This is a genomic window from Fodinibius saliphilus, assembly GCF_005869845.1.
In the GTDB taxonomy this organism is placed as follows: domain Bacteria; phylum Bacteroidota; class Rhodothermia; order Balneolales; family Balneolaceae; genus Fodinibius; species Fodinibius saliphilus.
Genome location: NZ_VAWF01000001.1, coordinates 343,166 through 367,156, shown reverse-complemented (window position 1 = coordinate 367,156; position 23,991 = coordinate 343,166). Strand labels below are relative to the sequence as shown.

Here is a 23,991-nt window from a genome sequence, read left to right as displayed (position 1 = left end):
ATTTAGCGATTTAAATAGATGAAACGAGAGAAATACGATATTCTTATACTTCTCTTCTCGGGCTAAAGTAACTATTGATTTAGTGAGCTACAAAAAGTACAGAATTCACCTGCATAATTTTGACAAAAAATAATTATTATGCCAGGTGTGCACTTCCAATTCCCTTCATTTCTGTTTTCTCAAAAGTAAGTGTAAAAAGTGTCCCGGTTTCTGTCGATTCATAGGTATATTTTGCCTCAAGCTGGTTAGAGAGTGTTTCAATAAGTTTCACTCCCAGCGAACTACCATTGGTATTTGTAGTAAAATCTTTGGGAAGCCCCCTACCACTGTCTTCAATACTAAGGTATAGACTGTCATTATTTTCTTTGAGCACCACTTTTAAAACTCCTTTCTTTTCAGACTTATAAGCATGTTTTAGGACATTTGTGATAACTTCATTTACAATAAGAGAACATGGAATAGCTTGGTTAATATTAAGAGTTACCTCATCCATATTAAACTGTAGATCAAGCTCGGTAGTTGTTTTAAACGTTTCTGTAATTACAGAAATTAGTTGCTTAATATTCTTATCAAGATGAAGTTTTGAAAAGCTTTCGGATTTATAAAGTAACTCATGAATAGAGCCCATAGTTTTTATCCGAACTACACTATCAAATAGTTTCTGTTTAAGGTCCTCTTCTTCAGCCTCATAGGCTTGCAACTGCATCATTCCGGAGACTACCGCTAAATTATTTTTTACCCGGTGATGGATCTCCATTAGTAATATTTCTTTCTCATTTAGGGAATCGCGGAGTTTGTTCTCCCGTTCTCGGCGATCCGTAATATTACGTCCCACACAGATCCAGTGGCTATATAACCCTTCTTCATCTCTAACCGGTGACAAGGAAACTCGAACCCAGAAGGCTTCCCCATTTTTCTTATAATTTAAAAACTCAGCATCAACAGGCTCCCAATTTTCAAGAGCATCCTCAACTGTCTTTCGGGCAGTACTATCATTTTCAGGTCCGATCAACATATCAATTGTTCCGCCCAAAATTTCTTCAGATGAATAGCCGGTCATCTTTTTAAACGCATTATTGACATATAATATCTTTCGGCCAACACCGTCGGTAGGCTCTCCCTGCAAAATAGCTACCGATTCTGTGGTATTAGATACTGCTGATTCAAACAGTTTTAACCATTTCTTTTCCGCTTTTTGCTGAGTTACATCCTGCATGGCTCCAATCATGCGAACAGGATTACCATCATCATCCGAAACAATAAAAGCGCGATCATAAATAAATTTATACACTCCGTCATAGGCCTTAAATCGATACTCCATCTGAAACCGATCTTTCTTGGATTCTAAGGCCTGCTCAATCTGTTCTATAACCCTCGGATAATCTTCTGGGTGGATTTTATCTTTCCACCACTTTTTGGGATTCGTGACTTCCGTCTTTCCATACCCAAACATGGTTTCTAAATTTCGGCTATATCGATTAATATTTTCTTCTAAATCAAAATCCCAGATGGTATCGCTTGTCGCTTTTGATACAATATCATACCGTTCCACACTCTCCTGGAGCTTTCTTTTCCGTTCAACCTGTTCAGTCACATCTTTTTCTACACTTATAATTCGCTCACACTCTCCCTGGGCATTGAAAATGGGATCAATCGTAACATCAAGCCAATATTTTTTTCCGGTTTGGGAATAATTTACAATCACATCTTGTACACTTTCCGCAGCCTCTACAGCATCGACAATTCTTCGTGATGTTTCTTGATCTGTTTCAGGCCCATGTAACAGATCAGTAGGATTGGCCCCTAAATACTCTTCCGGACTGTACTCCATAAGTTCTTCAAACGCATCATTAGCCCATGTAATATTAGCATCCGCATCTGTTATAACAATAATATCCGTCGTCTTAGCTGCAACCAAAGAAAGCTGTTCAAGTTGTTCCTCATATTCCTTTCTTTCTGTGATATCCGTTAACGACCCCACAATTGCAATAGTCTCCCCATCCTCCACAATTGGTGCTTCATTAACTTGAACCCAAATTTTTTCTCCGTTCCCTTTCACCAGTTGTAACTCAAAAGGTGGCTGAGACTCCCCGGTATCAATGGCTTTTTGGGTCTTTTTGAATCCTTTTTCATTTATGGGGTGGTCAGTCACAAACTTGGTCCACCTTTTCTTAGCCTGTTCCGGTTTGTATCCCAAAAACTCTTCTGATTGTGGACTCACGTATGATAGTACATGATTGGGATCATGACGATAAAACATATTTGTACTGTGCTCTACAATATCTTTGAGCTTTTGGCGAGTATCTCTCAGTTTTAATTCAACTTTTTTCCGTTCGGTGATTTCCTGAGTGGAACCATAAATTTTATGGCATTGACCATCTCTGAATTCCGTTTCACCTACGGCCCTTACCCATCGGGGATTTCCTTTTTTAGTGATAATTTCTAACTCTAAGTCAAATCCTTCTCCTGTTTCTATCGAATTCTCAACTGCTCTTGTTATGGCTTCTCGGTTACTTCCCTCTTTATAGAATTGTATTGCATTATCCAGATCTGGCGTATAGTCACTAGGCACCTCGTGTATTTTCTTTATACTTTCAGACCAAAACAACTGCTCTTTTTTCAAGTTTAATTCCCAGTGCCCGATATCAGCAAGTTGATATGCTTCATCAAGAAGCTTTTGCTTCTGTTTAAGCTCCTTCTCCGATCTCTTATTCTCAATAAGAACCTGCAAGATATTCCGTGCCCTGTTAATTACCTTCTCTTCAAGCAAGGTAGGCTGTTTAGGTTCAGCATAATAAATTCCAAATGTCCCAATTACTTCTCCTGTACTATCTATTAGTGGTTGCGACCAACAAGCTTGTAAACCACTCTTCTCCGCAATATCGTGGAAAGCTTCCCAATAAGAATCATTCCCGATATTGGGAACGATTACTTTTTCTTTTAATGATGCTGCCCTGCCGCAAGAACCAACATCCGGACCGATCTCTAACCCATCAATCGCATCTAAATACCGATCAGACAAACGACTTGAAGAAGACCACCTATGCAATCTCCCATCTTCAACTTTTACAATAGACGGAATCATCTGGGGAAAGATCTCTTCAAGATGATCAACAAAGAAATCAAGAATCTCTTGCAGGCTCGTACCAGACTCAATAATCATATTGGACAAGCGATTTTCCAACTGGTCAATCTCGGACAAATACTTTTGCTCTGTGATATCAACCATTAACCCACGCAAAATGGCGGAACGTCCCTCTTTTTTTATAACCGTGACATAATCACGAAGCCATACTTCTCGTCCTTCTGAGGTAAACATACGGTATTCAAAAGAATGATCTTCTCCCTGCTTGGTTTTATTATGACAATAAGTAATAGCTTTTTCTTGGTCTTCGGGATGAATATGATTCTTCCAAAAATATTTGGATTCATACCATTCTTCAGGTGCATAACCCAATATTTGCTCTGACTGCGGACTTACATAAGTAAATTCAAAAGTATCTGCATCTGCTTCCCAAACTATACCATCTACCGATTGAACCAAGGCCTGATAACGATCAAGAGAGTGCGATAACTGTTCTTCCTTTTTTTTGTGTTTTCGATAATTTTGTATCTCACGTTTAACAGCCGGCAAGAGTCGCTCCAGATTATGCCTTCTGACAAAATCAGAAAGCCCTTCTAACATAAGATCTAATACTTTCTCCTCGTCAATCGAATCGCCTATTAAAATAAAGGGAAGGTCTGGTTGTTCTTCTCGGATTAAGTGAAAAGCATCTACCCCCAAAAAACCGGAAAGCTTATTTTCAGAGACTATTAAATCTGGTTGAAATGAATTTATTTTTTCAAGCAGCTGTTTTTTTTTCGCAATTACTTCAAAAGTAATTTGCAAATCCAGGTTTTCTAGAAGGGCTATTACATACTCAGCTTCATCACCATTATTACTCATGAGCAATAGACGATACGGATTATGCATTTTGTTCTATTCCTTTGAAGTTCGTTGAAATCCTTCTGCTATTATTAAATGGGGAAAACCTAACTATCAATGTTTATCGGACAACTAAAAAATATCTTCAATACGTAACAGCATCGTTTTCTTAATCACTCAAACAGATATCATTAAAGATAAGCTAATATTACGATTTATACCCTGGCAATTATTGTTAAATAGATTATTTGTTATTTTCCCAACCGGAAAGCTGATACCTTAAGCTGTTTTCAACAATTATGATATTAGATTGTACAATATCTTTTTCAAAAAATCATCTTTAACCTAGAATTCATCCTTTTGAAACAGATAATTCTTGCTTCAGCCAGTCCTCGAAGGAAAAAATTATTAAACCAAATCAATCTCTCTTTTGAAGTTCAACCAAGTGCTATTGAGGAAGAGTACAACCCAGAATGGCCACCCGAAAAGATCGTTTGCGAGCTGGCTATGCAAAAAGGAAAAGACATAGCCTCTCAATTTAGCAACACACTTGTGATTGGTGCAGATACCATTGTTACTTTCGAAGACAATATACTTGAGAAACCCAAAGATGCTGATGATGCCCGCCAAATGTTAACACAACTAAGTGGAAATACCCACCAAGTATATACGGGCGTAGCACTATATAAAACAGATCATTTAAATAACATCGTGGACAGTACTACGTTTTTTGAAGTTACAGATGTAACGTTTGGAGAACTTGATCCTCTTGATATTGATACCTATGTGAAGGGAGGCAGCCCCATGGACAAGGCTGGGAGTTATGGTATTCAGGATGATTTTGGTGCAATTTTTGTTAAGCGTATAGAAGGAGACTATAACAATGTGGTAGGATTTCCGCTTCACAGCTTTTATAATACTGTTAGAAATTTTGCAGGCGACCTCTTACCCAAACCTGGAAATAAAAACAGATGAGAAAATCCTCTAAATCAATATATATATTAATATTGATGTTGTTCTTAGCCTTTGTTCCACAAATAGGGCTGGCACAACTCGATAATGAATATTTTGTGGCTGATCAACTTCTCCGTCAGCAAAAATACCAGCAGGCATTTCAAAAGTTCAACAAACTCTATCAAGAACAACCCAATAACTATACCTATTTCAATAAGACTGTTGAGTGTCTTATAAATCTCAAAAAATATGAGCAAGCAATATCATTAGCTCAACAAGCAGTTGACCAAAGTTCTTACCAACCTCGTGCAAAGATACGAATCGGAGAAATTTATTATATAGCAGGAAAGAAAAAGAAGGCTTTTTCAATTTGGGATAATATTTCGAATAAATATAAAAAAGACCAACAAGTTAGCCTGCAACTTGCTCGTACAATGAGCCGACGGCGGGCATTTGACCGCGCCATTACCGTTTATAATCAACTCCAACAGTATCACACTAGCTCAAATATCATTAGCTCAGAACTAGCCGATACGTACCTGCAAGCCGGGAAATACGAGCAAGCTATTAGAGAATACCTTCAATTGGTAAAAAAAAGCCCCAACCGGTTAAGTTTTATTCAACAACGCTTGATCCGATTTAAAGATGATTATATTTATGATGTAGCAATTTTAGAAATATCAGATTTTTTAAAGCAGCTGTCACCACGTCATCCAAGTTATCGAAATTTACAGCAACTGGAAGTTTGGTTGCTGATGGAACGCGAACTATATAAGCGAGCTCTTGCCACTGCAAGAAAGTATGAAGCCCTATCTTCAAACCTCACCTACTTGCCCTTCAATATAGGTCGCAAATTACTGGCAGCCCAAAAGTTTGAATTGGCTGAAAAAGCATATTCTTATTATATAGAAAATCAGGTTCATTCACTGAAATACAGGTCGATGGAAAAGCTGGCTACCATCTACCGTCAATGGGCCAAATATTTAGAAAACTATAACCTTGGTCTTTCCTCAGAGCGCAATGAACTCTACAACAAAGCAATAACAACACTGAAATCGATCAAAAATCAAAAGCCAAACTACCGCCGCATTGATAAAGTTCTAGTAGAACTGTCAGAGCTTGCGCTCGATGTTACGCATCAGCCTGATACTGCTGCAAAATACCTGGAAGAATTACGTATTCTTTCCGGGAAATCCCTACAAGCAAAAATAGATTATATCGAGGGGCGGTTGCATCTCTATAACCAAGAGTACAGTCGGGCCCGTATTGCTTTTACTAAGAGTAATAAACAAGAAAATACAGGGTTACTCGCTGAAGAAAGCCGATATTATCTTGCACTCACTGATTTTTATTCCGGGGATTACGAATTTGCTAAAATCCAGCTCAATGCCCTAGAACGACAAAACACCTCCTACTTTGCCAATGATGCAGTGCAACTAAGAATATGGATACAAAGTGGTCTCAATGCGGATAGCACTGGAATGCAACTCCGTCCATTTGCTAACGCTATCGAATACTTTTCACAGGGCAAAGATCAGCTTGCCCAAAACAGCCTGCAAGACCTCTTCCAAGAAAGCTCCTACCATCCCCTTATCGATGATGCCATATTAGAACTCAGCTTACATAAAACACAAGGTAATATCGGCTTCATATATAAAACCCTTAGTCAATACCTTAGCCAATATGGTGCGGGGTCACCTCTTCATGAACGGCTCTTATGGGAACGTGCACGTCTAGCCGATCAACTGGTTAATAATAAAGAGCTTTCTTCCATTCAAGATGAAACAGCTGGCACGCCTAAAACATTTGGGAACAACGAGAAACAAGTAAAATTACCAACAACGGTAAAACAACTGTTTCCAATCTATGAGGAAATTTTAGTTCACTTTCCAAACGGCTTTTATGCCACATACGTACGCAATCGAATTAACGAATTGCAAAATATTCAAACCTGATATGCTATTACGCACTCTTATTATAATTCTTATCTCTCTATTTCTAAGTTCAACCGGCCTGGCACAACAACAGCTGTTTATTCCTATGGATGCCTCTCAAACCAACCATTTGAAGGCCTACGGAATTATATTCAATAACCTACAGGACGGGAACTCATCGAAGTGGTTGCTAAACTATAAAGGGGGCAGCTTTATGACCGATTACTCCGATGAATTACTGCGTACTTGTCGACTTAAAAATGTGAAAGCTACAGTTATTTCCAATAAAGAAGCAGCCAAGATTATAACTGAAGTAGAACAACCCAATTCCAATACATCGGTTACAAAGCTCGATAAAGCCCCTAAAATTGCGGTCTACACCCCTAAACAGGCCCTACCCTGGGATGATGCTGTGACCCTGGCCCTGACTTATGCCGATATTGAATTTGATAAGGTTTGGGACCCGGAAGTACTCAACGGTAAGCTTTCAAAATATGATTGGCTGCACCTTCATCACGAAGACTTTACTGGACAGTATGGCAAATTTTGGGGCTCTTCCAAAAATCAGCCATGGTATATCAAACAAGTTCGACAGATGGAAGCTATGGCTAAAGAATTAGGTTATGAAAGTGTCAGTAAAGAGAAAAAGGCAGTAGCCGCCAAAATTAAGGAGTATGTGGGTAATGGTGGCTTTATGTTCTCGATGTGTTCAGGCACTGATACCTTTGATATCGCCCTTGCTGCCCAAGGGGTTGATATCGCTCCCACCCCTTATGACGGCGACCCAATGGATCCCAATGTACAGCAAAAGCTTAATTTTAAAAATACCCTGGCATTCACTGATTTTAAGGTGAGTACAAATCCTGCAGAATATGAACACGCCAATATCGATGTTCCTGTTCAGATTAACGAAGTAGATAAATCGCTAGATTTCTTCACCCTTTTTGAATTCTCCGCTAAATGGGATCCTGTACCCACTATGTTAACTCAAAACCATGTAAGCAGTATACGCGGATTCTACGGACAAACAACAGCATTCCAAAAGGATAAAATCAAAGAATCGGTTGTCATATTAGGCGAAAGTCCCGGTCGAAATATGGTAAAATATGTCCATGGAAATTATGGGCGAGGCACCTTTACATTCTATGCCGGTCATGACCCTGAAGATTATACCCACCGTGTTAATGACCCGCCTACTGACTTAAGCCTGCACACCAGTAGCCCCGGTTATAGACTTATCCTCAATAATATCCTCTTCCCGGCGGCGAAAAAGAAAAAGCGAAAGACGTGATTTAGTTTCTGGCGACAGTGATCATTTTTTTGAATAGTAAAAGGATACCAGCTAATTCTGATACTTAATTCTTACCGTTAAATCAGTATCTTTGCCTTTAGCACTATTATTAATAACTATAAAATGATCACTGTTATAACATGGCTGAAGATCGCAAGCCCACCAAAAATTTCAACGACCTTGTAGAAATTGTACAAATTCTTCGAAAAGAATGTCCTTGGGATCGTAAGCAGACCCATGAAAGTATTAAAGACAATTTAATCGAAGAAGCCTATGAAGCTGTCGAAGCTATTGATACCAAAGACTTTGGCGAACTACAGAAAGAGCTCGGCGATGTACTACTGCATGTTGTATTCCATAGCCGAATGGGCGAAGAAAAAGACAACTTCTCCATAAACGATGTAATATTCTCCATCCAGCAAAAGCTCATCCGGCGTCACCCCCATGTTTTTGGAGATGAAAATGCCAATGACGAAGAACAAGTAGCCAAGAACTGGGAAAGTATTAAAATGGAAGAAGGGAAAAAATCAGTATTGGAAGGTATCCCCACCCCCCTCCCTGCCCTTATCCGAGCGCAACGTATGCAAGAGAAAGCCGCCAACGTAGGCTTTGACTGGCCCGAATTTTCACAGGTTTGGGAGAAGCTTGAAGAAGAGCTCGACGAATTTAAAGAAGTGCTTGAGAGCGGTACAGAAAAAGAAAAACAAGACGAATTCGGCGATCTCCTTTTTTCACTGGTAAATGCCGGTCGGTTCTTCAATCTGAATGCTGAAGATAGCCTGCGTGCCACAAACCGAAAATTCATTCAACGATTTCAATACATCGAAGAGCGACTAAAAGAAGAAGACAAAGATATCTCGGATGTTTCACTCAAAGAGATGGACAAACACTGGAATAATGCTAAAGAACAAGCTGAATCTTAAATTCAGCACAAAAAAGAGAGTAAAAAGTATTAAATATTGTGAACAGCTAAACGCTGTTAACCAATTTCACGTTATAACCTTTCAAAACAAACTTAAAACAGCTAAAAACACACAACTAAAACCTGATTTTCTGATCGCTATATATTATATTTGACCCGCAACAAAAAGTTTATATCCAATCTAAAATTCGGAGTACAGAATGGCTGAGAGCTTAAAGACAGAAATTGACCTAAGTCAATATCCGCACATTAATAAAGGTTTGGCAGGTATTGTCGCTTTTTCTTCAAATAAAAGTTTTATCGACGGAAAAAAAGGAGAACTTATCTATGCCGGATATGATATTGACACCTTAGCAGAAAACGCTAGTTTCGAAGAAGTATGCTTTCTGCTTTGGAACAACCGTTTACCCAACAAGTCGGAATTAGAAGAACTTAACACCAAACTGCAAAACAGCCGAGAGCTTCCAAAGCCGGTATTAGACTATATTCAAAATACGTCTAAAAATGCAGAACCGATGGCAGTGCTCCGAACGGCTGTGTCTATGCTTGGTGATTTCCATGAATTAGATGCTGACGATACCGACGAATTCCGTATCAACAAAGCTATTACTATTACCGCAAAAATCCCTACAATTATTGCTGCTTTTGATCGCAGTCGTAGTGGCAAAAACATTGTTGAACCTCTCAACGAAAAAAGTACAGCGTTCAACTTTCTTTATATGTTAAATGATGAAAAACCCGGCGAAGAGGCTGAAAAAACGATGAATCTTTGCCTCATCTTACACGCCGAGCACGGCATGAACGCATCCACCTTTACCAACCGTGCCATCTGCTCAACAGAATCCGATATGTATTCTTCTGTTACGGGAGCTATTGGTGCCCTAAAAGGACCTCTGCACGGCGGTGCTAACCAGCAGGTCATGAACATGCTGCTAGATATCGATGAAAAAGACGCTGACCCTGTAGAGTATATCCACCAACGTCTGGATAACAAAGAGAAAGTAATGGGCTTTGGCCATCGTGTATACAAGACCATGGACCCCCGTGCTCGCATTCTTCGAGGTATGTCTAAACAACTTTCAGAAGAAACCGGCCATACTGAACTTTACGAATGGTCAGAAGCGATCCTCGAAACCATGAAGAACGAAAAAGATATCGATCCAAATGTCGATTTCTTCTCAGCAACAGTATATTACTCTATGGGTATTAAACCTGATCTTTATACCTGCATTTTCACCATGAGCCGCGTTTCCGGCTGGACAGGTCACTACATCGAACAGGCTGAAAATAACCGCCTTGTTCGTCCCCGTGCCCTATACATCGGTGAAAAGAATAAAGACTGGGTCCCAGTTGAACAACGATAATACATCCCTATTTACTGATTATCAAAGCCCCGATATTTCGGGGCTTTTTTATTATTATACGTCGAATTTGTAATTAGCAACGAAACTCAAGACGGCAAATAAGCCCTATGGTCGGGTATCCTTGTCCCATATAAAAGTTCAATCCATTTAACAATAGAACTACCAGCACGGTGACACTCAGAGATTACCAAGAAGAACAGCTTTTTATACTCATCCGGGCCGCCCGCCAAACCCAATTCGGAGAGCAGCATCTTTTCTCTGATCTGCAACGATATGAAGATTTCCGCGACCAGGTATCCCCCACCTTTTATAATGACATTGCCAATCACATAGATCAACTTAAAGAAGGCGCCGAAGACTTACTATGGCCCGGTACAATCTCTCAATTTGCAATCTCTGCAGGCACATCGGGCAACGGCAAACACTTGCCTCTATCCAATCACCGGCTGGCCTCAGACCAGCGGTTTATGCGTAAAGTAGTGTGGAACTATCTCAAACAGCGACCCAATATTTTCAGACTTTGGGGCAAGCATTTAAGCCTGCCGGGTTCTATTGAGAAACATACTCAGTTTGAAACCGGAGAAATCAGTGCTTTCACTGCCCGAAACGTTCCTTGGTGGCTCTCCACTTTTCAACTAATCGATACCCAAAAACTAGTCACTCTTCCCTTCCAAAAAAAGATAGATCGCATTGTAAAAGAAGCAATCAATAAAGATGTTCGTATTATTACCGCTGTGCCCAGCTGGTTGCTTACCATCTTTCAACGCGTTCTTAATAAAACCGGTAAAAGTAGTATTGCAGAAGTATGGCCTAACCTATCACTACTTGTCTGTGGAGGTGTAAAACTGGAACATTACTGTTCTCATCTACAACAGCTTGTCCAAAAATCTGATCTAGACTTTATCGAAACTTATGGCGCCTCCGAAGGATACTTTGCCTTCCGTGATAATCTGCAAAAAGAGGATATGAAACTGGTCACCGACAACGGCATATTCTACGAATTTATCCCCAACCCCCTGCCTGATAAGAATTCGATGGCTATACAGCAAGCCGTTCCCATTTGGGAAGTCAAAGCCGGAGTTCCCTATGCATTAGTAGTAACAACCAATGCCGGCCTTTGGCGATATGCGTTAAACGACATCATAGAGTTTACCCAAACCGATCCCCCTCGTATCAAGGTAAAGGGACGCGTCAGTGAAATGTTGGACAATTACGGCGAAGCTCTCTATAGCTATGAAGCAGATGAAGCTCTGGTTAAAGCAACCGAGGGCATGGATATTGAAATATCTTCTTTTACCATCGGAGCAAGCCTGCAAGACCAGCACTCGGTGCCCAGACACCATTGGTTTATTCAAAGCCCAACCCCGCTTCATCGCGATACGCTAAACCGTATAGCCAAAAAAGTTGATTCTATTATCCGGGAATCCAATCGGCATTATGCCATTCGCCGAGAAAGTGATGCTCTAGGCTCCCCTGTCTTTAATACGATCTCTCAGCAACAAATCAATGATTGGTTAAAGCAACAAGGAAAACAGAAAGCCCAGGGAAAGTTACCGGCCGTTCTTCATTCAAAAGAGGATATTCAATTTTTCAAGTGATTTAATACAACATTAACAGCAATATCTGTTTGTATTTCGGCAATTTTTAATTGAGCTTCCCTAACAAATTCAGTACTGGGTTAAAAGCAGTTACATTCTTAGAAATATCCCCATCCAAAAAAAAGAAGATAGCTAATAACCAGAACGCCCCCCATCCATCGTGTTATTAATTTTTGCATCATCAGTAAGCTAACGAACAATACCATCCCAAGACTTACCGGCAGGTAGAAGTACAAGAGATCAGTACTCAATGTAACAGGTTGAACAAGTGCTATTATTCCGGCATTGAAAAGAAAAAATGCTAATACCGAGCCCATTACATTTCCAATGGTTATTTCAGAGCGACCTTTCAATGCTGCAGGGAGCTCCCTAGCCAACTCTTCAATACTTACTACTAATGCCAAAACGGACATCCCAAAAACAGTATCCGAAAGCCCCATATCTGCCATTAATGTAGAAGAAGCATCTACAACCAGGTCACTGCCTATAATAATCGCTACCAGTGATAGACCCAACATTCCAATAGCCTGCCATTTGCCAAACTCTTTCTCCTCTTCCAGTACTTCTGCTGTTTCACTGGTAGGTTCAATATGTAGCCCCCCCTTTCCTAAATAGATCAGGTAGTATAAAGAAGCTCCATATCCCGTCAACAGTAAAATCCCATCCAATCGAGAAAGACTTCCATCTAAACATAGACCTCCAAAAAATGTAACTGCCCCTGCTTGTAATAACGGAATCTGCATAGGTACTTTCTCAAATTCCAACGGTACAATCAGGGCGGTAATTCCCAGAGCTAAGGTTAAAGCCACCATTGCTGATCCCAATACAGTCCCCATAGCAATACCGCCAAGGCCCTCATATGACGCTACCGAACCAAGTGCTAAGTTTTCCGGATCAAAACCAATAAAAATGACACTTATCAGAAAGGTTGATAATCCTATATGCAGTGAGGTCCCTACCGTTGCCTCTACCAACTTTTCTGAAAAGTAGACAATAAGCATGATACCAACCACACAAATGAGAATGGGATAAATCATAATTTCTCAAATAATACCTTGGTTACTTTGAGTGCTCTTTTGAAGAACGGATTTATAATTTAAAAAGGAAAATCAAGGATGCCGGCAGCTTAAGATTTTTCGCTGAGGTGGTTCTTTCGTGCCGCTTAGCCTTTGTAGCGAGAGGACCATTCCATCGGAGAGTATGTTTAACCAGTGCTATCTGACAGCTTTTGCACAAACTTGTTGAAATAAAAAAGGCACTATAGCCATGCTACAGTGCCTTTTTAAACCTTTAAAGAGAAATAAGTTATTTCACTACGAGGTTAACAATACGTTCGGGTACAAAAATCTCTTTTACAAGATTCCCATCTTCTAAATATCGCTGAACGTTATCTTCAGCTTTTGCCTCAGAAAGTACATACTCCTTGTCTTTGGCTTTATCACGCGGTACGTGAATTTCACCACGAACCTTACCATTCACCTGTATAGGATACAATTGGGTATCAGAAATCAAGTATTCCTCATTAAACTCCGGCCAATCTGCATACGCGATGGTCTCCTCATTACCCAATCGACGCCATATCTCCTCAGCAATATGTGGTGCAAAGGGTGACAATAGCTTAATAAAGCTTTCCAGTACTGACTTCGGATGACTATCCCATTTATTCGCCTCATTCACAAATATCATCATTGCAGAAATTGCCGTATTAAACGACAAGTCTGTAATATCACCCGTCACTTTCTGAATACATTCATGGAGTACTTTCAACTGCTCTTTGGAAGGGTCACTGTCCGTTACCGAATCATTCAGTTCACCCGTATCTTCATCAATAATCATGCGCCAAACACGTCCCAGGAAACGGTATACCCCATCAACATCCTGAGTACTCCAAGGCTTCACCTGCTCCAATGGTCCCATAAACATCTCATAAAGGCGCATAGAGTCGGCGCCATACTGTTCTACAATATCATCGGGATTTACGACATTCCCGCGCGACTTCGACATTTTGTGTGCCTTAGCATCCACGCGAATTTCAGTGCCCTTAACAACAAAATCATCCCCCTTCTTTTCAACCTGCTCTTCATCGAGTTTTATACGCTTAACATCTTCAAAATCAGCTTTGGTATTAGCAGATATCCAATTTTCTTCATGCTTATACCCGGTAAACTCCACTTCTCCGAGAATCATACCCTGATGAACCAATCTCTGGAATGGTTCTTTTGTAGATACTACTCCGCAATCATAAAGCACCTTATGCCAAAAACGCGCGTAAAGCAAGTGGAGCACACTGTGTTCAGCACCACCAACATACATATCTACCGGCATCCAGTAGTTTTCTTCATTAGGATCTACGGGACCGTCCTTAAATTCCGGACTACAATACCGTAAATAATACCAACAAGAACCCGCCCACTGCGGCATTGTATTCGTTTCTCGTTTCGCAGGCTTACCAGACTCAGGATCTTCAATATTCACCCAGTCTGTAGCTTTGGCCAAAGGCGGATTACCATCATCAGTGGGCTCAAAGTCATCCATCTCTGGCAGTGTCACCGGTAAGTTATCTTCCCCAACCGGTTTCGGCTCTCCATCAACATGTATAATTGGAAATGGTTCACCCCAATAGCGCTGACGCGAGAATAACCAATCACGCAATTTATAGTTTACCGCTTTCTTACCGGCATCATGCTCTTCAAGCCAATCAATAATCTTTTCTTTGGCCTCTTCAACCTCTAACCCGTTCAAAAACTCACTATTGATCGCCTTGCCTTCGCCGGTGTAAGCATCTCCATCAAAATCTTCGGGTGGCTGTACCGTACGAACAATAGGAAGATCAAATTTTTCCGCGAACTCCCAATCGCGTTCATCCTGGCCCGGTACCGCCATAATAGCCCCGGTGCCATAGCTTGCCAATACATAGTCAGCTACCCAGATCGGAATCTTTTTACCATTGGCGGGATTAACAGCATGTGCACCTGTAAATACTCCAGTCTTTTCGTCACTGAGCTCGGTACGCTCCAGATCAGATTTACGCGCTGCTTCTTTCTGATAACTAGCTACCGCTTCTTTCTGATCTTCAACCGTAATCTTGTCTACCAGATCGTGCTCCGGTGCCAATACCATATAGGTAGCTCCAAAAATAGTATCAGGACGAGTGGTGAATACTCGGATCTCATCCTCATAACCTGATATCTCAAAATCGATATCAGCCCCCATCGACTTCCCAATCCAATCGCGCTGCATCTTTTTAGTAGATTCCGGCCAATCTAATTCATCCAGTCCCTGAAGCAATCGCTCGGCATATTCTGTAATCTTTAATACCCACTGCCGCATTGGTTTCTTTACAACGGGATGTCCCCCTACTTCGCTCTTGCCATCAATTACTTCCTCGTTAGCCAACACGGTTCCCAACTCAGGACACCAGTTAACCGGCACATCATCTTCGTAGGCTAATCCCTTTTCATAGAGTTTCAGAAAAATCCACTGCGTCCATTTATAATAATCTGGATCGGTAGTATTTACCTCACGATCCCAGTCATAACTAAAGCCCAGATCCTGCAACTGTTCACGGAAACGGTTGACGTTCTTTTCGGTAGTATCGCGTGGATGGGTTCCCGTCTTAACAGCATATTGCTCAGCCGGTAATCCAAAAGCATCCCACCCAATGGGATGAAGTACATTGAATCCGTTCATCCGCTTATATCGTGCCAGGATATCCGTAGCCGTATAGCCCTCTGGGTGTCCTACATGTAGTCCTGATCCACTGGGATAGGGAAACATATCCAACACATAATATTTGGGTTTATCGTGATCTTCCGGCGTTTTGAACGTTTTGTTTTGTTGCCAATATTCTTGCCATTTGGACTCAATATCTTCCGGCTTATATGAGCTCATTCAGTAATTGTTAAATCTTTATTCATTGTTTTTGTGAGGGAACGCACTAATACAACTAAAAAGGAATTTCATTCACCCATCATAGGCTATAACCAGTTTAACGATCTACCTGATCTGCGTTCTATTCAAGTTGCCAAAGATAAGCAAAATTTGGGCTGTTTTGTAGTAAGATGTTAAACTACCTATTGAACGAAAAGTTATCTACTTCTTTCACACCTATTGCTAAGGAAAGCTAAACATCGACGATAGATCCTAAAGATAAAAAAATCAATATGGGAATAATCTGTATTCTAAAACAAAGATTAAACATCCCCTAAAGCATTCTGTCTCTGTAGGGAGCTTTTTACAAATTCTTGGTATCCATATTGAGATGATTCTACGGTTACCTATACTTTGTAACGGGAGTATAGCTCCCTCCAAGCAATTGTAGCTAAGACGGATTAATTAAAAAAGCCGGTCCCTAAGGCCGGCTTTTTTACTATATGATAAGTTGAAAAACTATTCCAGGAAATATGAATCCCGAAAAATCACTTTTTTATCCCTCGAGCACCTCTTCATAAGCTGCCTTCACCTTTACACCAGCAAGTGCTTCATTTACATTAAAGAGATGATCTCCGATCTTTTCAAGACGATTAACATAGTCAAGGAATATAAATCCTACCTTGTTTGAGTATGCCTTATTTTCGAGTTGAGCATAGTGATAGGTGAGTAATTCATCACGATACTTATTAATCGCTTCTTCAACTTCTACAGCTTTATCAAGATTGATTTCTCCGTACTCCAAGTCCAAGTTTTGTCGTACATTCCGAATAGCATCGTGGGTCAAATCAAGCAATTGAATGATCTTATCCATCGCCTCTTGGGGCAGGTTAGTACCCTCTTTTTGCATTCGCTCATAGGTTTTGGACATCTGGTAATAGATATCTCCTACCCGCTCAAGATCATTAATTATGCTATGCATACCGCGAATTCGTCGACTTGATACTTCCGTCAGGTTTTCGCTGGAAATTTTAGTTAAATACTCAGCAATTTCTAACTCAATATTATCCGTAATGCCCTCACGTTTTTCAATTTTCTTTAAGAACTGAGACTTTTTATTCAGCTTATTGGATAAGAGCCCTTCCATACTGAAGTGCATCTTGTCAATCAGTTTGGCAAACAGCTTTATCTCTTTATGAGCCTGAGAAATTGAAAGCTCAGGAGAAGACATGAGACCCGAAGAAATATATTTTAACCGATGCTGATTATCTGCATCATCCTTCCCTTTCTGATACTTCTCTATTATTTTCACAATATAGGGCACAAAGCCTATAAGAAGCAGTACATTAATGACATTAAATGTACTGTGAAATAACGACAGCGCCAATGTTGCGTTGGCTCTTCCCAGTTGACTTGTTGCATGCATTACGGAACCGGCACCAGGTGCAAAATATCCCATAAGTTGATCAATCCCTATTAAGAAGGGGTTGATCAGCAACATCATCCAAATAACGCCAAAAATATTAAATACAAAGTGAAACCTCGCGGCCCTTTTGGCATATACATTACCGACAACAGCAGCAATATTAGCCGTTACCGTTGTTCCAATATTCTCTCCCAGTACCATCGCTGCAGCAATGGGAAAATCGATCCAGCCTTCAAACAACATTACCAATGTTATAGCCATTGCAGCAGATGACGATTGAGTAAGTAAGGTCAGTATCGTACCAGCAACCACAAATATTGCAATTGAAGCAATCCCAAATTCTGTAAATTGCTGCAAAAACTGGAACATTTCCGGGTTCTGCTGAATATTAGGCACCCCATTCTTGATAAAATCAAGACCGATAAACAAAATACCGAAACCGATCATAGATTCGGCAAGGTTCCGTAACTTCTCCCTGCCAAAAAAAATAAATGGGAAAAAGACCCCGATTAAAACCATTGCGACAGGCGTAATCTGCATCTTGAAACCGAACACTGAGATTATCCAAGAGGTGACAGTAGTTCCAATATTAGCTCCCATTACAACCCCGGTTGACTCCAGAAATGTAATCAACCCGGCATTAACGAAGCTAACTACCATTACAGTGGTTGTTGAAGAGGACTGAGTAATAGCAGTAGTACCAAAACCTGTAAGAACACCACGAAATCGAGTGCTTGTCATCCCTTTTAGGATAGACCGCAGGTTATTACCGGCTACCTTTTGAAGTCCATCACTGAATACCTTCATCCCATATATAAATATGCCCAGTGAGCCGATCAGTTGTAGAAAATCCCAAAATGTGTAAGTCATTGTCCAATTAGTAATGTGCTTAAAATTTTGCTGACCTATTCCCCAAAGATGTGGCTGCAAATATAGTAGATATAAAGCTTTATTGATAGTTCTAATAAAAAGTAAAGAGCTCATCCTCTAATCAGACATCATGAAATTTGATGTTTATATCTAGGTAAAAAAGAACAACTGCATATATATCAACTTTTTTAACCAAACCTCTTGCCTTCTTCTATTTTTAAGAAACGTACTCTCAATACTTGGGCTGGATATTGAGAGTATTACATTAATTTTATCCAATAATCGAGCTCTCTATTTCAACTCAACACAATATTTCACATATTGGAAAAGTAATATCGGATAAAATACTCCGATATATTTTTATATAAAGTCATTACAGTAGCATTGACTTTACCTACTCAAATAAAAACCAGAGCCATGCCCAGACCAAAAACTAAAGATGAACTACTCACCCTGAGCGAAGAAAACTTCAGAAAGCTTAACGACTTTATTGCCGCTTATTCTGATAATGAAAAAGAGAAAAAATTTCCCAAAGGGACAATGAATAGGAATATCAGAGATGTTCTTGCCCACCTTCATCATTGGCACATGATGATGTTAGATTGGTATGAGGTAGGTATGGCTGGGGATGATCCGGATATGCCCGCAAAAGGATATACCTGGAAAACCGTACCTGACCTAAACAAAAAGATATGGGAAAAGTACCGGGATACCCCATTAAAAAGTGTCCAAAGGATGTTAAACAAATCATATAAAGATGTCCGCGAAATAATCCATAAACACACTAATAATGAACTATTCGAAAAGAAAAGGTACCACTGGACCGGAACCACTTCCTTGGGAGCATACTTGGTATCAGCGACTTCGAGTCACTACGATTGGGCATATAAGCTGATTAAAAAGGCAAAGAAATAGTCACTTACCTGATTGTCGGCCAATATGGTCGGCAATTTTTAAATAAATAACTTCAGCTATCTCTTATTCTTTAGCTACATTGTGCAAAATTAAGATATTTTACTCCTTAATATAATCAGCATGCAAAATTACCTGTTGGCAATACTCGTCTTACTACCTGTATTTACTCTTGGGCAACAATCCCAAGACGCCTCATGGGAAGTTAAAACAGACGGCAAAATTTTTGGTTCAGCGACCTATACCAATGGTACTATTTATGTGGGAAATATTACAGGTTCACTATTGGCGCTAAACGCTAAAAACGGCGAAAAGATTTGGGAATTAGCAGTAGGTGGACGGTGGGCCTCAAAACCACTGGTTAGAAACAAATCAATTTACCAGCTTAATGGTAATGGCACCTTCTATTCCATTGACATCAAGAATGGAAAAATACAATGGTCGTTTAAAACCGGCGGCGAACATCGCATGCTCCGTAGCACAGAAAAAAAATCATACCGGGATATCTGGGACTACTACCTATCCGGGGCTACCTTTCAAAATGAAACTGTTTACTTTGGCAGTAGTGACGGATTCATCTATGCTCTTAATGCTATAACCGGCAAACTCAAATGGAAATTTAAGACCTCTGGAGAAGTACATGCTACTCCCATTGTTAATGATTCATTAGTATATGCTGGTAGTATGGATGGTACTCTTTATGCTCTAAATGCAGCTGATGGGTCCCTGCTATGGGATTTTGATACCATAGGTTCTCGATTCTTTCCAAAGGGGGGTATCCAACGTGGCCCGATATTTTATGATGGGATGGTTTTATTTGGCAGTCGCGACTTTAACCTCTATGCCTTAAATCCAAAAACAGGAAAGGGACTTTGGAACTATCGCGATCCCGGCAGTTGGATTGTAGCCTCCCCTGCAGCATCAGATGATAATATTTTTATTGGTACTTCAGACTCTCACCTTTTCTATAACTTTGACACTACCAGTGGTAAAGTAAAATGGAAAAAAAAGTTGAACATGCGCGTATACGGTTCAGCCGCAATTGATGAAGAACGTGTCTACTTCGGCTGTTTTAATGGTTTTCTTTATGGATTAAACATAAAGAACGGTGATATTGAATGGCAGTTCCAGACCAATGGAAGTAACCGAAACTACTATACCATATTTAATAAAGATCATACATTTAAAGAAGAGTTTGAACTATATGGCTCTACCATTGCAAGCATGCAGGATGGAGAAAAAAAGTTACAAACTCTAGGATCTATATTAGCTAGTCCTGTTATCGCAAATGAAAAGTTATACATTGGCAGTACTGACAGTACTTTTTATGCTGTAGAAATTTAAAGACAAATACCTTTATCAAATGATTAGAGCAACCTTCTAATTCCGCTCGCTAAGTTCCTAAATTTCTTTATATTCTCCTTATATATAATCATACTTTCCGTTAACTCTTTTGGCACTATGAAAACTCAAACACTTTTAATAATAGTATGGGCAGTTAGTATGATGCTTTCGGCCTGCAGTGAATCAAATAACATGAACGACAACCCCCTGTTTTCACCAAGTACCCTTCCCTATGAAGCTCCTGACTTTGATGCTATCAAGGTTAAGCACTACCGCCCGGCTTTCGAAGCAGGTATGGAACAAGAGCTTAAAGAAATGGAGGAGATAGCTAATAATCCGGAAGCTCCTACTTTTGATAATACTATTGTAGCAATGGAAAAAAGTGGGGAACTCTTAAATAGAACAAGGTCAGTCTTTTATAACCTCACTTCTGCTCATACCAACAATGAGATCCAAAAGATTCAAAAAGAGATGGCTCCCAAGTCGGCAGCCCATTCAGATAATATTTTATTAAACGCCAAGCTCTATGATCGTGTAAAAACACTCTACGATAAAAGAGAAGAGCTTGATCTGTCGGAAGCACAGTTAAAGTTGCTAGAAGACACTCACCGAGAGTTTGTCCGGGCAGGTGCACAACTTAGTGACGAAGAAAAAGAACGCATGAGAGCGATTAATGAGCGGCTTTCCACTCTCACCACTCAATTCCAGGACAACCTGCTGAAAATAACTAAAGAACGTTCGGTGCTTGTCGAAGATAAAGAACAACTTGATGGGCTCAGCGAAGATCGCATTGCCGCAGCCAAAGAAGCCGCTACCGAAGGTGGAAATGATGATCAATACCTGCTCACTATTACAAACACCACACGGGTACCTATTCTTAAAAGCCTAAACAATCGCGCCCTACGTCAGCGTGTTTGGGAAGCATCAGCTTATAGAGGTATAGGAGAAGATGGGGGCATCGATAACCGGCCGCTCATTCTCGAACTTGTAGAATTACGGGCCGAAAGAGCTGAACTGCTTGGCTATGAAAATCACGCTGCCTATAAACTGGACCCACAGACAGCTAAAACTCCTGATGCCGCACTTAGTATGTTAACTGACCTTATTCCACCGGTCATCAATAATACTAAGCAAGAAGCCGCCGCCATTGAAAAAATGATGCGTAAAGATGGCATTGAAGGAGAAGTTAAACCTTGGGACTGGAATTATTATGCAGAAAAAGTTCGTCAGGCCGAATACAATATCGACCAATCAAAAGTACGCCCCTATTTTGAGTTAGATACCGTATTAAAAGACGGGGTATTCTTTACGATGAATAAGTTATTCGGTATTAGCTTTGAAGAGCGAAACGATCTGCCGGTCTATCATCCAGATGTTCGGGTATTTAATGTATATGATGAAGATGGTACCCAGATTGGACTGTTTTATGCTGATTATTTTGCCAGAGATTCTAAACGCGGTGGCGCATGGATGAATGCTTTTGTCTCACAATCACACTTATTGGATAAGAAGCCTGTGATTGTCAATGTTATGAACATCCCCAAACCTGCCGAAGGAGAACCTGCACTTATCAGCTTTGACAATGTTACCACAATGTTCCATGAGATGGGACATGCCGTACACGGCTTGCTATCCGATGTCAAGTATCCCTCTCAGGCCGGTACTTCAGTACCCCGAGACTTTGTTGAGTTCCCATCTACTTTTGAAGAAGATTGGGCAATACAGCCAGAGGTGCTTGAAAACTATGCTGTGCACTATAAAACAGGTGAACAGATTCCCCAAGAACTGCTCGATAAAGTGATTGAAGCCAGTAACTTTAACCAGGGATTTGACACTCAAGAATATCTTGCCGCTACTATGCTGGATATGGAGTGGCACCTACTTGGTACCGATGACATACCTTCAGAGGTTCAAGACTTTGAAAAGAAAGCCTTGGCAAAATACAATCTGGACAGCGAAGCGATTCCCCCTCGTTATAAATCGCCTTACTTTGCACATATTTTTTCCGGGGGATATGCTGCCAACTACTACGCTTATATCTGGAGTGGCGTACTGGCTGCTGATGCTTTTGCATACATGCAGCAACAAGGAGGTCTTAAAAAAGAAAATGGCGATAAATTCAGGCGTTATATCCTTTCTCAAGGAGGCAGCGATGAGGCAATGGAACTATATAAGCAATATCGTGGCCAAGAGCCTGAAGTTAAGCACCTATTGAAACGCAGAGGACTAGACACGGATATCTAAATGTTAAAAATATGCTACACCACTTTATGGGTAGCAATTTATTAGTACAATAGGAAAAGGCCTGCAATTTCACTTGCAGGCCTTTTTCTTTTCAACGCTTCTCAGATCTCTAGACCTGGAAGGTCATTAATTTCGTGATAGCTGAATGGTACCTAGCTCATTTGTTTCATCTATCGTTACCTCTACTCCAGAAGTATCACTCGCCTGATAAGTATCGTTCGTAGGATCTACCGATACCGTATACGTACCTTCTTCAAGACCAATAAGCTTAAATGATCCGTCGGATGTATCTGCCTTCGTAGAAGATAAGGTATCAGAATCTGCAATAGCATACACAAATGGATTGGCATCTACTGGTTCTATCGACCCGGCGATGTTACCGGTTTCTGCCTGGTTACTGGCGCTAATAACCGGCTTGAGCAAATATCTTACTCCAGATTTTTCATTACCCCGTTCAACTACAGAACGAGCAGCATCAAAATCTAGCAACAGTGTATAGGTAATATCGGGCTTAATCTCTGCATTGACTGATAATTTTACACCCGTTTGCGGACCACTGGGAATAAATAAGTCATGCGATTTACCATCAACAACAATAGAACTTTGAGCTTGGGTAACAATCAGTCTTATTTGCTCATAGGTGCCGGCTTCCAGTTCTTTAGAACCTAACACTGTAGTAGCACCATTCGTTAGCTCAAGCAAATCATACTTTTGTTGGGGCTCGTTGATTATAACCCAGCCGGTATCGGTATCAGCATTATTAACCTCTACACTTTTTACAAATATATTCACCTCTTCATAGTTGGCCGGTGCATCATGCATTTGTACTTCCAATATACCTGTTTCACTAGAAACCCCTACCCCTGAATCGGATTCTCCACACCCTACTATAAGAATTGAAAGTGCAAATATAACTGCTATTGGAACAAATGATAACTTTTTTGATAACATAGCTTATACCTTTTTAGGAATAATTGATTAACTGTAATGGTTTATTTAACCGTACGACGACCGAGAAGGTGATTCGTTACAAACTTTATACAGGAAAGGAAATACTGCTTAAAAAATGTTATTAAAACAGGGAGGTCAGAAATTAACCCTGCAATTAATTAATTTTTTTTAATATATTATTTTATAATAATTGCATGGTGGCATTGGGATGTATTAGGAAGTATAGTTTTAAAATTTTAGGGAACAAGCATTTTGCTTATCAAACGGTGACGATTTACTCCAAGACGGAATATTTTACTTATCCTTTAGGAATGTAAAATATTCATCTCCTTGCCTAGTTTCTATAGGTATTTTTCAGCAATGCTATCAACTGTTTTAAGTAAAGT

General features: G+C 40.2%; 14 protein-coding genes. 9 read left to right on the top strand and 5 right to left on the bottom strand.

The window, feature by feature from the left end; all coding sequences use genetic code 11:
- Positions 1-136: 136 nt before the first annotated feature.
- Entirely contained in the window at positions 137-3,973 is a 3,837-nt protein-coding gene (locus tag FCN14_RS01470) for a PAS domain S-box protein (protein WP_138429314.1), read from the bottom strand.
- A gap of 312 nt (positions 3,974-4,285) precedes the next feature.
- Between FCN14_RS01470 and FCN14_RS01465 the strand changes: the two genes are divergently transcribed.
- The 6 genes from FCN14_RS01465 (at position 4,286) to FCN14_RS01440 (ending at position 11,988) form a co-directional block, all read left to right on the top strand.
- Complete coding sequence (locus FCN14_RS01465; RefSeq protein ID WP_138429313.1) at positions 4,286-4,900, top strand: Maf family protein; 615 nt, start codon at positions 4,286-4,288, stop codon at positions 4,898-4,900.
- A gap of 35 nt (positions 4,901-4,935) precedes the next feature.
- Positions 4,936-6,834, top strand: a complete 1,899-nt coding sequence (locus FCN14_RS01460; protein WP_246043132.1) for a tetratricopeptide repeat protein — start codon at positions 4,936-4,938, stop codon at positions 6,832-6,834.
- Position 6,835: 1 nt separating this feature from the next.
- The gene (locus FCN14_RS01455) at positions 6,836-8,104 is read left to right on the top strand and encodes an asparagine synthetase B (protein WP_138429311.1); all 1,269 of its coding nucleotides are present in this window, start codon (positions 6,836-6,838) and stop codon (positions 8,102-8,104) included.
- Positions 8,105-8,244: 140 nt separating this feature from the next.
- Entirely contained in the window at positions 8,245-9,027 is a 783-nt protein-coding gene (gene mazG, locus FCN14_RS01450) for a nucleoside triphosphate pyrophosphohydrolase (protein ID WP_138429310.1), read from the top strand.
- A gap of 199 nt (positions 9,028-9,226) precedes the next feature.
- Positions 9,227-10,390, top strand: coding sequence for a DNA repair protein RecO C-terminal domain-containing protein (locus FCN14_RS01445; protein ID WP_138429309.1), 1,164 nt, complete (start codon positions 9,227-9,229; stop codon positions 10,388-10,390).
- A 170-nt stretch (positions 10,391-10,560) separates the two neighbouring features.
- Positions 10,561-11,988 (top strand): GH3 family acyl-acid amido synthetase, encoded by a 1,428-nt coding sequence (locus tag FCN14_RS01440; RefSeq protein ID WP_138429308.1) that lies wholly within the window; start codon positions 10,561-10,563, stop codon positions 11,986-11,988.
- A 98-nt stretch (positions 11,989-12,086) separates the two neighbouring features.
- On the opposite strand, the gene FCN14_RS01435 is transcribed toward FCN14_RS01440, so the two are convergent.
- From FCN14_RS01435 to FCN14_RS01425, 3 genes are all read right to left on the bottom strand, one after another.
- Complete coding sequence (locus tag FCN14_RS01435; RefSeq protein ID WP_138429307.1) at positions 12,087-13,025, bottom strand: sodium:calcium antiporter; 939 nt, start codon at positions 13,023-13,025, stop codon at positions 12,087-12,089.
- Positions 13,026-13,293: 268 nt separating this feature from the next.
- Positions 13,294-15,879 carry a leucine--tRNA ligase gene (gene leuS / locus FCN14_RS01430; RefSeq protein ID WP_138429306.1) on the bottom strand — a complete coding sequence of 862 codons (2,586 nt, stop codon included), beginning with the start codon at positions 15,877-15,879 and terminating at the stop codon, positions 13,294-13,296.
- Between the two features lie 535 nt (positions 15,880-16,414).
- Positions 16,415-18,154 (bottom strand): Na/Pi cotransporter family protein, encoded by a 1,740-nt coding sequence (locus FCN14_RS01425; protein ID WP_138429305.1) that lies wholly within the window; start codon positions 18,152-18,154, stop codon positions 16,415-16,417.
- A 417-nt stretch (positions 18,155-18,571) separates the two neighbouring features.
- Here FCN14_RS01425 and FCN14_RS01420 point away from each other — a divergent pair, with 417 nt between their 5' ends.
- The 3 genes from FCN14_RS01420 (at position 18,572) to FCN14_RS01410 (ending at position 22,654) form a co-directional block, all read left to right on the top strand.
- Positions 18,572-19,069: a ClbS/DfsB family four-helix bundle protein gene (locus FCN14_RS01420; RefSeq protein ID WP_138429304.1), complete on the top strand. Its 498-nt coding sequence runs from the start codon at positions 18,572-18,574 to the stop codon at positions 19,067-19,069.
- A gap of 120 nt (positions 19,070-19,189) precedes the next feature.
- Positions 19,190-20,410: an outer membrane protein assembly factor BamB gene (locus FCN14_RS01415; protein ID WP_138430680.1), complete on the top strand. Its 1,221-nt coding sequence runs from the start codon at positions 19,190-19,192 to the stop codon at positions 20,408-20,410.
- 117 nt (positions 20,411-20,527) lie between these two features.
- Positions 20,528-22,654 carry a M3 family metallopeptidase gene (locus FCN14_RS01410; protein ID WP_138429303.1) on the top strand — a complete coding sequence of 709 codons (2,127 nt, stop codon included), beginning with the start codon at positions 20,528-20,530 and terminating at the stop codon, positions 22,652-22,654.
- 126 nt (positions 22,655-22,780) lie between these two features.
- Here FCN14_RS01410 and FCN14_RS01405 read toward each other — a convergent pair whose 3' ends face one another.
- Positions 22,781-23,605, bottom strand: a complete 825-nt coding sequence (locus tag FCN14_RS01405; protein WP_138429302.1) for a DUF4382 domain-containing protein — start codon at positions 23,603-23,605, stop codon at positions 22,781-22,783.
- Positions 23,606-23,991 lie beyond the last annotated feature (386 nt).

What these genes read in the sequence shown, in the direction of transcription:
- FCN14_RS01470 (WP_138429314.1), bottom strand. Translation starts at nt 3,973, where the DNA reads ATGCATAATCCGTATCGTCTATTGCTCATGAGTAATAATGGTGATGAA.
- FCN14_RS01460 (WP_246043132.1), top strand. Translation starts at nt 4,936, where the DNA reads ATGTTGTTCTTAGCCTTTGTTCCACAAATAGGGCTGGCACAACTCGAT.
- FCN14_RS01455 (WP_138429311.1), top strand. Translation starts at nt 6,836, where the DNA reads ATGCTATTACGCACTCTTATTATAATTCTTATCTCTCTATTTCTAAGT.
- mazG (WP_138429310.1), top strand. Translation starts at nt 8,245, where the DNA reads ATGGCTGAAGATCGCAAGCCCACCAAAAATTTCAACGACCTTGTAGAA.
- FCN14_RS01445 (WP_138429309.1), top strand. Translation starts at nt 9,227, where the DNA reads ATGGCTGAGAGCTTAAAGACAGAAATTGACCTAAGTCAATATCCGCAC.
- FCN14_RS01435 (WP_138429307.1), bottom strand. Translation starts at nt 13,025, where the DNA reads ATGATTTATCCCATTCTCATTTGTGTGGTTGGTATCATGCTTATTGTC.
- leuS (WP_138429306.1), bottom strand. Translation starts at nt 15,879, where the DNA reads ATGAGCTCATATAAGCCGGAAGATATTGAGTCCAAATGGCAAGAATAT.
- FCN14_RS01425 (WP_138429305.1), bottom strand. Translation starts at nt 18,154, where the DNA reads ATGACTTACACATTTTGGGATTTTCTACAACTGATCGGCTCACTGGGC.
- FCN14_RS01420 (WP_138429304.1), top strand. Translation starts at nt 18,572, where the DNA reads ATGCCCAGACCAAAAACTAAAGATGAACTACTCACCCTGAGCGAAGAA.
- FCN14_RS01415 (WP_138430680.1), top strand. Translation starts at nt 19,190, where the DNA reads ATGCAAAATTACCTGTTGGCAATACTCGTCTTACTACCTGTATTTACT.
- FCN14_RS01410 (WP_138429303.1), top strand. Translation starts at nt 20,528, where the DNA reads ATGAAAACTCAAACACTTTTAATAATAGTATGGGCAGTTAGTATGATG.
- FCN14_RS01405 (WP_138429302.1), bottom strand. Translation starts at nt 23,605, where the DNA reads ATGTTATCAAAAAAGTTATCATTTGTTCCAATAGCAGTTATATTTGCA.